Below are 13,441 nucleotides of genomic sequence, written 5' to 3'. Positions count from 1 at the left end.
CCAGGTCGATGAACGTACGACCGCCCTTGCGGTGCAGTTCGACGATCTGATCCTTGAACTCCTGCGAAAACGGCACCATCGAGACACCTTTCCGTGGCCCTCAAACCACTGTGACGGGTGTCCGTGAAATCCGGGTAGGCCCACGTCGCACATCACCGGCGGGGCGGAACACACCACACAGCCTCGGTCACGGGCGACGAGGGCGTGGCGGATCGACCGGGTGACGAGGCGTTCGCGGCGCCCGACGTCCAGCGGTTCGGAGTTCGAGCCCAGGACGAGGGGGATCACGTTCGCGTCGCAGGCCAGGCGGCGGATGGTCGCCGCGGAGAGGTCGTCGCTGTAGACGGTTTGGCCGGTCGCGTTCGCGGTCGCGGACTTGAGGTCGTCGAGGTCGATCGTGACGGTGATGTTGGCTTTCGCGCCATGACCGGCGGTGTCGGTGTCCCAGGCGTTCGCGGCGACCGTCAGCACAGTTGTCAGGGCATCGGCCTGGCGTTTGTCGCGGGGGCGGGGGTCGTGTTCGCCGTCGAGGGTTTTGCGGGGGCGGGCGCCGGCGTGGATGATCGCGCGCAACAGCTCGGCGTTCTCGTTGGCCAGGTAGCCCCTGAACTTGACGCCGTTCTCGGCCGCGCTCAACGTCAGCGACTCACGGGCGTAGGCCTTCTGTTCTTCGGGTTCGGGGCCGTCGGAGTCCAGCAGGTTGCAGACCTGTTTGGCGGCGGTGCGGAGCTCGCTGGGAGTCAGGTGGGCGGCGAGCCGGACCAATTGGGTCTCGGCGACGTCGAGGTCGTCGACGGGGACTCGGGTGCGAATGCGTTCGAGTTCGGTCACGATCGCGGCCGCGTGGCCGGTCTGCATCGGGCGTACGGCGGGGCCGGTGTCGGTGTCGGTGTGGATGCCGTTGGTGAGGGCGGCGGCGACCGTTGCGTACTTGGACAGCGCGCGGGCCAAACGCACGTCGCGCCAGGCTTCGGGGCGGTCTCGGCGGTGGCGCAGGGTGAGGAGTTCGATGGTGTCGCGGGCGCCGAGTTCTTGGGCGAGGCCGTCGGTTTCGCTGCGGGCGATGAGCTGCAGGCGGAGGCTCTGGAGGTGGATGATCTCGGCGTCCAGCGCGTCGAGCGCAGGCAGCACTTCGTGGTTGCCTAGCGCAACCACCGAGCGTCCGCCGAGAGGATCCATGCCGATAACTCTAGCTACCGCCTCCGACAGTTTTCAACGCGGATCCCCTTGTTTTCAAGAGGATTAAGTTCTCCACAGATTTTGGTCGGCCCAGGGGGCTAGCGGTTGCTTAGACGTCGGGGTGGGATGAGACGAAGCTTTGGTAGGCGGTGTATGGCGGGTTCAGAGGGGTGCCGTCGGATTCGGTGAGGCCCCATTGAGTGCCGCCGTCGAGTTCGTAGAACATGGAGGAGAGGAAGGCCTCGGTGGTGCGGGCCGGCTGGAATTCGGCCAGTTGGCTTTGGATGTACGACGCTCGGTGGGTGGTGCCCTGGTTGGGGTCTGAGTTCCATTCGGTCAGGAGGAACGGCTTGCCGTAGCGGGCCTTGACGTACACGGGCAGGTTGAACGACGGTCCGGCGCCGTCGGTGCCGATGTGGAAGATGTCGCCGTCGCCTTCGTAGTTGTGCCAGGTGGTCAGGTCCCAGCGGATCTGGGGGTAGCCGCCGGTGCCGTCCGGTTGCATGCCGTCCCAGAGGGCGTCCGCGGCCGCGATGTCGGAGTTGCAGAAGTTGATGCCGCACAGCGCGCCCGGCTGGGCGGTCTTCACGCCGTCGATGAGGCCTTTCATGAAGCCGCGCATGATCGGCCAGTTGGCGTTGTTGAAGTCGATCGCCTTCGTGCCCGCGTCGGCCTTGTGGTCGGGCAGGATGATGTACGGGTCGCGGGTCAGTTCGTTGCCGCATTCGTACATCGTGACGCCGTACGGCGCGCAGGCCTGAGCCACCTGCGTGCCGATCGCGCGGGCCGCGTAGTACGCCTCGGACTCGTTGCCGTACGCAAGGTTCCCGCTGCCGTCGCGGAGGCCCGCGTCGATCACCGGGAACGTCGTCTTGCCCGCGCCGTTCAGGTAGTTCGCGATGTTCGCGACCGCGCCGATCGTGTCGGAGCTGCTGCCGGTGTTCACCCGGAAGACGGTGGCTCCGAGATCGGACATCCGGGCCGCGATGGTGGCCGGTGACAGGGCCGTGTCGTGGTGCCCGTTCACGCCGTACATCAGCCCGGCCGGGGCGGACAGCGGGATGCGTGGGTCGGTGACCTTCAGCCAGACGTCGTTCAGTTCGACGTACCACTGGCCGCCGGTGCCGCAGTGGTAGACGCGGCCGCCGTACCACAGCAGAACCGAGACGTTGTACGTGTTTCCGACGGTGCCGCCGTCGCGGTAGATGACGCCGCCGGAGACGGTCCAGACGGCGCCGCCGTTGTCGGTGATCGAGGTGGCCGACGGGATCGTCGTGCCGTCGGGCGAGGCGTTGGGGGAGTCGCCGAGCGGCGCGGCGGTCGCCGGTACGCCGGTCGCGAGGGCGAGGGCGGTGGCTCCGGCGGCGCCGAGCAGGGTGCGACGGGACAGGGCTGCGGGATGGGTCATGCGAGAACTCCTCGGGGTGCGGGCGAGGCAGATTGCGCAATCGTGTGCGCACTCAGGTTGCGCCGCCGGCGCCGGGGCGTCAAGAGCTCGGGCCTATCCCGTTGACAAGGTTGTCTCGGCGGCTCTACCGTCCCCGATCATCACCCTTTCACGCGTGAATCATCCTCGAACGACGGAGTCCTCGTGAAGATTCGACCGCTCTCGGCAGGGCTCGGCCTCGTGCTGCTCTGCGCAATCGCTACCCCGCCATCCGTGCAAGCGTTTTCGCGCGTTCCTCAAGCTCCGGCGGAGGCCGCGCCGCCGACCGGCTGTACGCCGGCGGCGGCCAACCCGACCACCGACAACGTCGCCGACTACCGGCTGGACACGAACGTGGTCGCGCCCGGCCGCTGGTCGTACCAGTCGATCGACGGCAACGCGACCAGCCTGCTGAACAAGGGCGGCTCCGGCGCGTTCGCGGCCGACGAGTGGGCCGCCGACGTGAAGAAGCCGGAACACGCCTGGTTCGTGAAGGCCGACGGTTCGATCGGCACCGACTACCGGTCGATCTCCGAGACCTACACGGTCGCCGACCAGGCCGACGGCAAGACCGTGCACATCCGCGGTTCGTTCAGCTCCCCGGGCGGCCGTTTCCGGGTGCTGCTCGCGCACGACGGCAACCCGGCCGCCGTCACCGGCCCGTTCACCGAGTTGTATACGTATTCAGGCACGGCCGCCTCGTTCGACCTGAACCTGGTCGCGGCGAAGGGCGACGACATCCTGTTCGTCAGCGACCAGGTCAGCACCTGGTGGGTGCCCGGGAAGCTGAAGGCCACGATCACCACCGAGCTGGCCCCGGAGACGGCTCCCGTCACCGCGACGCCCGGCCCCGGCGCGGTCACCAAGGGCACCACCGTGCAGTTGAACAGCTCGACCCCGAACGCCTGCATCACCTACACCACCGACGGCAGTGACCCGACCAGCTCGGCGACCGCGCAGCCGTACCGCGGTCCGATCGCGATCACCGCCGACACCGACGTCAAGGCCGTCGCCGGCGCCACCGGCGATGCGCCGAGCGTCGTTGCCGACCTGCCGTTCGTGCTGAACGAACCGTTCCGCGCGTTCGCGGGCGAGAACCAGGGCAGCCAGACCGGTCTGGTCGCCGGCATGCAGTGGGACCGGATGGACTTCGACTGGGGCTCGGTCGAGCCGGCGAAGGGACAGGTCGACAAGGCCGCGATCGCGGAGTACGTCCGCCAGTTCACCCTCGCGAAGGCCCACGGCATCACGATCCTTCCGGTACTGGCGTACACCGCCGGCTGGGCCGCGAACCGTACCGGCTACTCGTACGACTTCCACGGCAAGAACTACGAGTACGGCCCGGTCACGTCCGAGAACAACGGCCAGTTCACGCGGCACCTCACCGTCAAGCAGAACGGCAAGGTGCTGTCCTCGAAGGACGTGCAGACCAGCATCGGCCGTACGCCGCCGCAGAACCCGGACGACTGGAAGAACTTCGTCAAGCTCGCCGTCGACACCCTGAAGCCGCTCGGCATCACGTACTTCCAGATCTGGAACGAGGCGTACCCCGGCTCCGGGTTCTGGGAGGGCGGCATGGACCAGTACATGACCGACATCCACCTGCCGGCCGTCCAGGTCCTGCACGACAACGGCGTCAAGGCCGTGTACGGCGGCTGGATCTGCGGCGCCCCGCTGAGCGAGTACATCGCCTTGCTGGACAAATACCACGCGTGGCAGGGCATCGACGTGTTCGACATGCACTACATGCCGCTCGGCACCATGCAGACGATCTACGCGGCGGCGCAGCAGCGCGGCGTGAAGGACCCGGCCGTCTGGCAGACCGAGCTCGGCTTCACCACCGAGGACAAGTTCGTCGCCGACGTCTACCCGCGAGCATTCCATTGGGCGCTCAGCAAGGGCGGCAACAACCTCGACCGGTTCAAGCTGCTGTACTTCGCCGAGTGGGCGCCGGACGACCCGAACGCCTTCGGGTACAACCGGACCCTGCGCACCGGCAGCAACCTGAGCCCGAAGGGCAGGACGCTCACCACGCTGGCGAACCTGCTCCGCGGCACCAAGGCGGAGACGTACGACAACTTCGCGACCACGCCGGAACTCAAGCCCGAGCTCAACGAGATGCTGTCCACCGCGAACGGTTTCCGCCTGGACGACAAGCGCGTCGTCCTCGCGATCGACCTGAAGCGGCAGAACCAGGCCGACATCTTCGAGGACCCGAACACCGGTGACACCATCCACCTGAACTTCGGCGAGCCGACGATGACCGTGACGTTCCGGGACGTCCGCAACGTGAAGTCGCTGGAGCGCGTCGACCTCTACGGCAACCGTACGCCGCTGCAGTGGAAGAGCATCGGCCAGAACCAGGTCCAGGTCGAGGTACCGATCATCGACCCGGACGCGACCGTGAAGGCGCTCAACCAGACCGAGAACGAGGACGTGTTCTACCTGTCCCTGCAGCAGAACTGACCCGCGCAGCGGACCGCCCTCCCACGCGGAGGGCGGTCCGTACGTCAGAAGGCCAGTGCCTGCATCCAATCCTCTTCGAGCAGCGCGTGCCCGCCGGGGCGGAGGTGGTACCCGATCCCGTCCGCGCCGAACGCCGGCCGCGCCGCCTCGACGGCCAGGTACTCGCCGACCGGATCGGCCCAGGCGTCGTCCTCCGCGCTGCATACGTATACACGCCGCGGCGCGATGCTCGCGAGCAACTGATGCTGATCCACGGGCAGCTCGTCCTCCTTCCCGGCGTACTGCGCGAACGAGGGGACGAACCAGTGTGGGAACCGCCTCGTGATCGCCTCGATGTCCTCGCCGCCCGGATGCCGGAACAGCGAGGCGCCGCAGCATCCGGAGTCGTTCGACACCGTCAGCGCGAACCGCTCGTCCTGGACGCCCGCCCAGAGCGCGGCTTTGCCGAGCCGGGAGTGGCCGATCACCATCGCGCCGGCCGGGTCGATCCTGTCGATCGTCGAGGCGATGTCGAGCAGCCGGGACAGCCCCCACGCCCAGGCGGCGACCGCGCCCCAGGACTCCGACGGGAACAGCCCGCGGACGCCGGGGGCCGGCGGGTTCGGGTCGTCGGGCTCGATCTGGCCGTACTGAGCGGTGAGTACGGCGTACCCGGCGTGGATGATCTTCTCGTACGGCCAGTCCGTCAGGGTCTGGTCGTTGCCGTCGAAGTTCAGGATCACGACGACGCGCGCGTTCCCGCTGGTCGGCAGGTGCAGGAGGGTGTCGAACTCGAGGTCGCCCAGCGGGCACGTGATGGTGGCGCGGTGCCGCAGGCGGTCGGCGGTGCCGTCGAGTACGCCGTCCTCGCGGGACTGCAGGACCAGCCCGGCGAGCTCGCCGCCGGGCGGCGTCCGGCCGTAGATCGTCCGGGTGAACTCGTCGACGGCCCCGGGGCCGAGCGGTGGCAGAGGTGGTAGGTCCGGCATCGCTGCTCCAGTCGGTATGCGCAAGTATTTTCGCGGCCCATTCTCCCCGGTCAGGCGGCATCCATGCGCAAGTGTTTACACTCTGGATTCCGGAACTCGCCGACAGGAGGAACGATGCCGAAGCGGGCCAGCATGAGCGACGTCGCGCGGGTGGCGGGCGTCTCGCTGACCACGGCGTCGCGGGCGCTCAACGGGGTCGGCCGGGTGTCCGCGGAGACCCGGGCCCGGGTGATCGAGGCGGCCGAGCGGCTGCAGTTCCAGCCGGACATGCTGGCGCGGTCGTTCGTCACCGGCAAGAGCTTCATCGTCGGCGTCCTCGCCGAGTCCGCGCTCGGCCGGTTCAGCATGCCGCTGATCATGGGGGCGACCAACTACCTCGGCCGGGAGAACATCGCCACCGTCACGCTCGACGCGCAGGGGACGCCGCGGGTCCTGAGTGAGTACCTGAAACGGCTCCGGGCGCGCCGGATCGACGGCCTGCTGGTGGTCGGCGACGACCCGAACCGGGCCAGCCTGGTGCTGTCCGAGGACTTCGCCGTACCGGTGGTGTTCGCGTCCTCGTCCGCGACACCGGAGACCGACTACGTGGTCGCGCCGGACAACCGCGGCGCCGGGGCGGCGGCCGCGGCGTACCTGATCGGGCTCGGGCGGCGGAACATCGCGCACGTCACCGCGGCCGTCCACGACCCGGCCGTCGACGCGCGGGTCGAGGGGTTCACCGACGCGATGCGGTCGGCCGGGATGCCGATCGCGATGGGCGGCCCGCTGTACGGCAGCTACCTGCAGCGCTGGGGGCTGAACGCGGGGGAGCGGATCCTGGCCGGCGGGCAGCCGGTCGACGCGATCTTCGCCGCCAACGACGAGATCGCGATCGGCCTGTTCGCGACCTTCCACCGGCACGGGGTGCGGGTCCCCGACGACATCGCGATCGTCGGGTACGACAACCGGCTGGCCGGCGTGACGCGCCCCGACCACCCGCTCAGCACCTTCGATCCCGACCTCATCACGGTCGGCGAACGCGCCGCCGAACGCCTCCTGCAAGCCATCGACGGCACCACCACCCCCGGCATCCACTACGTCCAGCCCACCTTCATCGAAGGCCGCTCCACCATCGGCCCGACCCTCGAGCCGTACGACATCCTCTGAGCTACCAGAGCTTGTCGATCTGGCCGGGGTAGAGCGCGATCCGGGACCCGTGGAAAGCGGCCGGTCGGGCGAGTGGGGTGAAGAACGCGGCGACCGTGACCTTGTCGAAGCCCGGTTGGTCGCTGGGGAACGGATCGTTGGGGGTGCCACCGATCAGGACGGTGCCGGGGAGGTGTTGCCAGCCGGTGGATTCGTAGAACGGTAGGAGCGGCCGGTCGCAGGTGAAGATGCCGAGGTCCAGGTGCAGGTCGGCCATCGTGGCGCGGGCGGCCGTGACCAGGCGGTGGCCGTGGCCCCGGCCGCGAAGGTCGGCGCGGGTGACGACGGTACTGAGGCCGCCGGCCTGGAAGGTGCTGCCGGCGTGCTGCAGTTCCTTGCGCAGGATGTCGAGTGCGGCGACCACCACGCCGTCGTCGACGAGGAGCATCGAGAGCGGCCGGAGCGCCGGATCGTGCACCGGTCCTGCGGACTGGGGTCCGGTGGCCGGTCCGGCCGGTGCAGCGGCCGGCGGAGTGGCGGGCGCAGCGGCCGGCGGAGTGGGCGGCGGAGTGGGCGGTGGGGCGGGCGGAGGCCAGGCCTCGTCCTGGAGGGCGTGGACTTGGCGGCGGAGGCGTTCGGGTACGGCGGACTCGGCGTACGACTCGATCCGCATCAGCTGGTCTTGAAGGTGTGCAGGCCCTGCCAGAGCAGGTCCTGGAGCGTACGGGCGACCTTCTCGGGCGGCGGCGGGTTCGCGCTCCGGGTCCGCCAGATCGCCAGCCGCTCGGTGGCGCCGGAGATGCTCTGGGCAACGATCTGGATCTCGTCGTCGTCGGCCGCGCGGTCCGCCGGTACGTTCATCCGGACCATCGTGGCGATCAGCTCGATGAACGCCGCGCGCACCTCGTCCGTGGCCTCGGCGGCCGGACCGGCGCTCAGCATCCCCTCGTCGACCAGCACCGACCACGCCTGCGGGTGCTCGTCGAGGAACCGGAACCAGGCCAGGAACCCGGCGTACAGCGCGTCCTCGGCGCTCGCGGCCGCCATCACCGCGTCGGCGACGGTGTCCAGGAGCTGCCCGCGGAGCCGGGCCAGGCAGGCGAGGAACAGGCCGTCCTTGGAGCCGTAGTACTGGTAGATCAGCGGTTTCGACACCCCGACCTGGGCGGCGACGTCGTCCATCGAGGTGCCCTGGTACCCGCGCTCGCCGAAGATCCGCTCGGCGGCCTCGAGGATCTCCCGCTCGCGGGCGGCCCGGTCGCGGCGGCGCTTGGGTGCGGCAGTGGTCGAGGTCACTTGCACATCCTAACTGACCCAGAGTAAGTTGCGACGTAACTTACTGGGAGTAAGTTCTAGCCAAGGAGGCCGGGAATGAGCGAGCAGCACCGGATCGTGGTGATCGGCACCGGGTTCGCGGGGATCGGGACGGCGGTCCGGCTGAAGCAGGCCGGGTACGACGACTTCGTCGTCCTGGAGCGCGCGGACGACGTCGGCGGCACCTGGCGGGACAACACCTACCCGGGCTGCCGGTGCGACGTACCCTCGCACCTGTACTCGTTCTCGTTCGCGCCGAACCCGGACTGGTCGTCGACGTTCTCGCCGCAGCCCGAGATCGAGGACTACCTGCGCAAGGTCACCGACGCGTTCGGCGTCCGCCCGCACATCCGGTTCGGCCACGCCGTCGAGTCCGCCGACTGGGTGGACGGCAAGTGGCAGGTCACGACCAGCCAGGGCACGTTCACCGCGGACGTCGTGCTCTCCGGGATGGGCCCGCTCGCGGAGCCGTCGTACCCGAAGCTGCCCGGTATCGAGGACTTCGAGGGCGAGGTCTTCCACTCCGCCCGCTGGAACCACGACCTGAACCTGAGCGGCCGCAAGGTCGCGGTGATCGGCACCGGCGCGTCGGCGATCCAGTTCGTGCCGGCGATCCAGCCGGAGGTCGAGGAACTGCACCTGTTCCAGCGGACGCCGCCGTGGGTGATGCCGCGGCCGGACCGGAAGATCTCCGCTGCCGAGAAGGCGATCTACCGGCGCTTTCCTCTTGCGCAGAAAGCGATGCGGGCCGGGATCTACTGGGGGCGCGAGTCGATGGTGCTCGGGTTCGCGAAGCTGCCCGCGATCATGAAGCAGGCACAGAAGGTCGCCGAGAAGCACCTCGCCCACCAGGTCCGCGACCCGCTGCTGCGCGCCGCGCTCACCCCCGACTTCACCCTCGGCTGCAAGCGCGTGCTGATCTCCGACGACTACTACCCGGCGGTCGCGCGGCCGAACGTCGAGGTGGTCACCGACGGGATCGCCGAGGTGACACCGACCGGCATCGTCACCACCGAGGGCGTGAAGCACGAGGTCGACACGATCATCTACGGCACCGGCTTCAAGGTCACCGACCTGCCGGTGATGGACATGGTGCACGGCCGCGACGGCGTCTCGCTGCGGCAGGCCTGGGCCGACGGCATGGAGGCCCACCTCGGTACGGCGATCAACGGCTTCCCGAACTTCTTCATGCTGATCGGGCCGAACACCGGCCTCGGGCACAGCTCGATGGTGTTCATGATCGAGTCGCAGATCGCGTACATCGTCGACGCGCTGCGAACCATGGACGCGCAAGGGCTGCGGGAGGTCGAGGTGCGGCGGGACGTGCAGCGCGCGTTCGTCGACGGGGTCCGCTCGTCGATGCGGAACACGGTCTGGACCCGTGGCGGCTGCAGCAGCTGGTACCTCGACGCCGAGGGCCGGAACACCACGCTCTGGCCGTCGTTCACGTTCCGGTTCCGGCAGCTGACCCGGCGGTTCGACGCCTCGGAGTATCAGACGCTCGCTCGGTGACGTCGCGCGACCCCCCGGCCGAACAATAAGCGAGGCCCGGCAAACCCCCTGCGGTTCGCCGGGCCTCGCTCCGTTTCCGCGTTGGCTCGTCTCAGAACGGAAGCTTGCGGCCGGACGGGGTCCGGAGGTCGAGGGTCTGGTTCCGTTCCTGGCGCCGGGTCGTCCTGGTGCTCGGCCGCCGACGGATCTGGATCTGGCGCATCCGATTCCTCCTGCCTGGTGCCCGTCTCTGATAGCTACACGCTCTCCCATGAGGACCGGTTCACACATGCGGAGAACTACCTATCCGAACCCTGACCTTCACTAAGGGGGGAACGGGGGATCGACCGGTGCCCGCACCGGCGGCAGGGGAAACCGCCGCTAGCCGGTGGAGGGAAGGTTGTCCGGGTTGAGGCCGAGTTCTTCGTAGGCGACCTGTTCGATCTCGCGGGCCATGGCTTCGCGGAAGGCGGCGACCAGGGCCTGGCCGGCCAGCGGGATGATGCCTTCGAGGGTGCGCTGGATGTCGGGCCAGCCGTCGGCCGGCATGCCCGCGTTGGTGAAGTCCCGCCAGACGGTCGAGCGGAACAGTTCGACGTACGTCTTGGCGACCGCGTCGGCCTGCGCGAACAGCTTCGGCAGCATCTCGAAGATCGCCTGCATCGGGACGCCGAGCTTGATCACCTCGAGGCCGGTCCGGAGCAGGTCCGGGTTCGTGATCCGCAGCCGGCCGTCCGGCAGCCGCTCGGCGATCCCGAGCTCGACGATCTGCGTGATCACCGCCGGGTCGTGCGGTACGCCGGCCCGCTCGGCGAGCTGGTACTCGTCGAGCTCCTCGGGCTCGGACGGGGTCCACGGGTTCACCAGCGTCTCGAACACGCCGAGCGCGAGCTCCCCGTCCGGCAGCTCGCCCATCATCCGCTCGACCGCGGCCAGCGTGTAGCCCTTGTCGAGCAGCTCCCGGACCAGGGTCAGGCGGGCCACGTGTTCGGCGCCGTAGTACCCGGTCCGGCCGACCAGCCGGGGCGGCGCGATCAGCCCGCGCCCGGCGTACGCGCGCACGTTCCGGACCGTCATCCCGACCTTGGCGGCCAGCTGGTCGACAGTGAGCTCCTCTTCCACCCTTGACAGTCTTCCAGACTTCACGTTACATAGCGGATGTAACATGACTTATGGCGCATGCCCCAGGTGTCGAAGCCGCCGGTCCCGAAGGAGTCCGCCGATGGCAGTCCCGCTCGCGACGACCGGTACCGCGACCTTCGGCCAGATCGCCGTCGTCGCCGGCGTGGTCGGGTGCCTGTACGTCGCACTCGCCGTACTCCTGTGGCGGGAACGCACCGGCCGCGGGACCCTGGTAGGGAGGCTCGCGGACACCATCGGGAGACTGGACGGAGTCCCCCGATGGGCCGCGCTCACGCCGTACCTGCACGCGGTCTCGCTGCCGGCCCGGACCATCAGGCTCACGAAGGGCTGGCGGATCCCGTGCAGCGCCGCGCTGGTCACGGTGTGCGGCACGTTCGCGCTGGTCGGGTTCCCGCTCGACGACGTCTGGCACCGGCTGTTCGGTGAAGACGTCACGCTGTGGGGCCCGACGCACCTGCTGATGATCGGCGGCGTGGTGTTCTCGATCTTCGCCCGCCTGCTCGCGTTCGCCGAGGTTGAACAACTCGTCGGACCGAACAAGCGCCGGGTCTTCCAGGAGATGGTGTCGGTCGGGGCGCTGCTGATCGCGTGGGACCTGTTCGGCACCGAGTTCACCTACGGCGTACCGCAGTTCCCGCTGATCCTGCAGCCGATCCTGATCGTGTTCGGTGCCGCGATGGCGTTCACGATCCTGCGCGCCCGGCGCGGGCCGGGGTCGACGTTCGTTGCCCTGGGCGTGTATCTGGTGATCCGCGGCGGGATCGCGTACGCCGTGGCCGGGCCGCTCGGGCAGATCGTCGGGCACTTCCCGCTGCTGATCGTCGAGGCGGTCCTGGTCGAGGTGACGGCGTTTGCCCTCGGCAACAAGAACCGCTTCCGGCTCGGCGCGGTCGCCGGCGTACTGATCGGCACCGTCGGCGTGGTCGCGGAGTACGCCTGGAGCCACGTCTGGATGCCGATCGCCTGGCCGCCGTCGATGCTGCCGTCGGCGATCGGGTACGGCGTGGTCGCCGGTGCCGGGGCGGGTCTCGTCGGGGCCTGGCTCGCGACCCGGTACGCCGAGGTGGCCGGTGAGCCGCGCGCCATCGGGATCAAGCACATCCGGGCGGTCGCGGTCCGGCGTACCCATCAACTGGGTGCCGCCGGACTCGTGGCGGTGGCCGCGACGGTGTTCTTCTGCGTGCCGCGGTCCGCGGATCCGGGCGTGACCGGGGTGGTGTCGTTGGAGCGGGTGGCCACGGGGGCCGAGCCGACGGCGTACGTCACGATCTCGGTCACGCCCACCGGGGCCGCCGACGGGGCGCGCTGGTTCGAGGCGCTCGCCTGGCAGGGCGGCAGGCTGGTGTACCACCCGATGGAGAAGGTTGCCGACAGCACCTACCGGTCGCGGGACGCGCTGCCCCTGTACGGGAAGTGGAAGTCGATGGTGCGGCTGCACCGCGGGCAGCGGGACGTGGTCGCGGCCTGGGCGTACGCGCCGGAGGACGCGGCGATCGCGAAACCGGCCGTCCAGGTGTCGAACGGGCAGACCGTCCAGTTCGTCGACGAGCAGCAGGTACTGCGGCGTGAGGAGCGGAACGACGTGCCACGATGGATGTGGAACTCCGGATACGCGTTGCTCGCGGTGGTCGGGCTGCTCGAGGTGGCCGGGATCGCCTGGCTGGTCGGACGCGCCGCCCGCGGCGGACGGATGCGAGCGGCCCATCTGGCGGCCGAAGACGAACGGGAACGGGAGATTGTGTGACGATCCAGCTGGAGCGCTCCGGGGCCACGCAGCGCTATTGGTTGACGTTGGCTGACGGAGTGCGTCTGAACGTCGAGGTGACCGGTCCGGCCGACGCGCCGGTGACCGTGCTGCTGGTGCACGGCTGGACGTGCTCGACCCGCTCGTGGCACAACCAGGTCGAGGGGTTGCCGCAGATCATCGGGCAGGACGCCGTACGCGTCGTCACGTACGACCACCGTGGGCACGGGCGTTCCGACGCGGCGCCTGCTGGTTCGATGCGGCTCGACCAGTTGGCCGACGACCTGGTCGCGGTGCTGGACGAGGTCGTCGGTGACGGACCGGTCGTGTACGCCGGGCACTCGATGGGCGGCATGACCTTGATGGCCGCGGCCGACCGGTATCCGGAGTTGTTCGGCCCGCGGATCCGCGCCGCCGCACTGGTCAGTACCACCTCCGGCCACCTGACCGAAGGCGCCTTCGGCATCCCCGCCCGCTTCGACCCCACGGCCGTGAAGATCGCGCCCCGGGTGCTGAACGCCGTAGGCCGAAGGATCGACCGGAAGGCAGCCCGCCGAGCCGAGGCGACCGCCCGAGCCGAGGCGG

Annotated in this window: 11 protein-coding genes; 5 read left to right on the top strand and 6 right to left on the bottom strand. The window is 69.3% G+C overall.

What is annotated here, in order from left to right; translation table 11 throughout:
- Both VFF46_RS21795 and VFF46_RS21790 read right to left on the bottom strand, forming a co-directional pair.
- A partial coding sequence (locus VFF46_RS21795) for a DUF222 domain-containing protein (RefSeq protein ID WP_325039026.1) occupies positions 1–1,179 on the bottom strand: 1,179 nt, incomplete at its 3' end.
- 109 nt (positions 1,180–1,288) lie between these two features.
- A complete protein-coding gene (locus tag VFF46_RS21790; RefSeq protein ID WP_325039025.1) occupies positions 1,289–2,587 on the bottom strand; it encodes a hypothetical protein in 1,299 nt (432 codons plus the stop codon).
- Positions 2,588–2,839: 252 nt separating this feature from the next.
- On the opposite strand from VFF46_RS21790, the gene VFF46_RS21785 reads away from it, so the two are divergent.
- On the top strand, positions 2,840–5,071 hold the full coding sequence (locus tag VFF46_RS21785; protein ID WP_325039024.1) for a chitobiase/beta-hexosaminidase C-terminal domain-containing protein: 2,232 nt from the start codon (positions 2,840–2,842) through the stop codon (positions 5,069–5,071).
- Positions 5,072–5,115: 44 nt separating this feature from the next.
- Here VFF46_RS21785 and VFF46_RS21780 read toward each other — a convergent pair whose 3' ends face one another.
- Entirely contained in the window at positions 5,116–6,039 is a 924-nt protein-coding gene (locus tag VFF46_RS21780; protein WP_325039023.1) for an acetylxylan esterase, read from the bottom strand.
- Between the two features lie 114 nt (positions 6,040–6,153).
- Between VFF46_RS21780 and VFF46_RS21775 the strand changes: the two genes are divergently transcribed.
- The gene (locus VFF46_RS21775; RefSeq protein WP_325039022.1) at positions 6,154–7,185 is read left to right on the top strand and encodes a LacI family DNA-binding transcriptional regulator; all 1,032 of its coding nucleotides are present in this window, start codon (positions 6,154–6,156) and stop codon (positions 7,183–7,185) included.
- A gap of 1 nt (position 7,186) precedes the next feature.
- Here the strand turns inward: VFF46_RS21775 and VFF46_RS21770 are convergent, their stop codons facing one another.
- Both VFF46_RS21770 and VFF46_RS21765 read right to left on the bottom strand, forming a co-directional pair.
- The gene (locus tag VFF46_RS21770) at positions 7,187–7,837 is read right to left on the bottom strand and encodes a GNAT family N-acetyltransferase (RefSeq protein WP_325039021.1); all 651 of its coding nucleotides are present in this window, start codon (positions 7,835–7,837) and stop codon (positions 7,187–7,189) included.
- Positions 7,837–8,460 (bottom strand): TetR/AcrR family transcriptional regulator, encoded by a 624-nt coding sequence (locus VFF46_RS21765; protein ID WP_325039020.1) that lies wholly within the window; start codon positions 8,458–8,460, stop codon positions 7,837–7,839. Before VFF46_RS21765 ends, VFF46_RS21770 begins: the two co-directional genes overlap by 1 nt.
- A 75-nt stretch (positions 8,461–8,535) precedes the next feature.
- On the opposite strand from VFF46_RS21765, the gene VFF46_RS21760 reads away from it, so the two are divergent.
- Entirely contained in the window at positions 8,536–9,990 is a 1,455-nt protein-coding gene (locus VFF46_RS21760) for an NAD(P)/FAD-dependent oxidoreductase (protein WP_325039019.1), read from the top strand.
- A 360-nt stretch (positions 9,991–10,350) separates the two neighbouring features.
- On the opposite strand, the gene VFF46_RS21755 is transcribed toward VFF46_RS21760, so the two are convergent.
- Positions 10,351–11,091: a MerR family transcriptional regulator gene (locus VFF46_RS21755; protein ID WP_325039018.1), complete on the bottom strand. Its 741-nt coding sequence runs from the start codon at positions 11,089–11,091 to the stop codon at positions 10,351–10,353.
- A 100-nt stretch (positions 11,092–11,191) separates the two neighbouring features.
- Between VFF46_RS21755 and VFF46_RS21750 the strand changes: the two genes are divergently transcribed.
- Positions 11,192–12,856: a hypothetical protein gene (locus VFF46_RS21750; RefSeq protein ID WP_325039017.1), complete on the top strand. Its 1,665-nt coding sequence runs from the start codon at positions 11,192–11,194 to the stop codon at positions 12,854–12,856.
- A partial coding sequence (locus VFF46_RS21745) for an alpha/beta fold hydrolase (protein WP_325039016.1) occupies positions 12,853–13,441 on the top strand: 589 nt, incomplete at its 3' end. The genes VFF46_RS21750 and VFF46_RS21745, both read left to right, overlap by 4 nt.

Source organism: Kribbella sp. (assembly GCF_035655035.1).
Lineage (GTDB): Bacteria > Actinomycetota > Actinomycetes > Propionibacteriales > Kribbellaceae > Kribbella.
The sequence above is the reverse complement of the archived record's forward strand: the minus strand, read 5'-3'. Positions and strand labels throughout refer to the sequence as shown.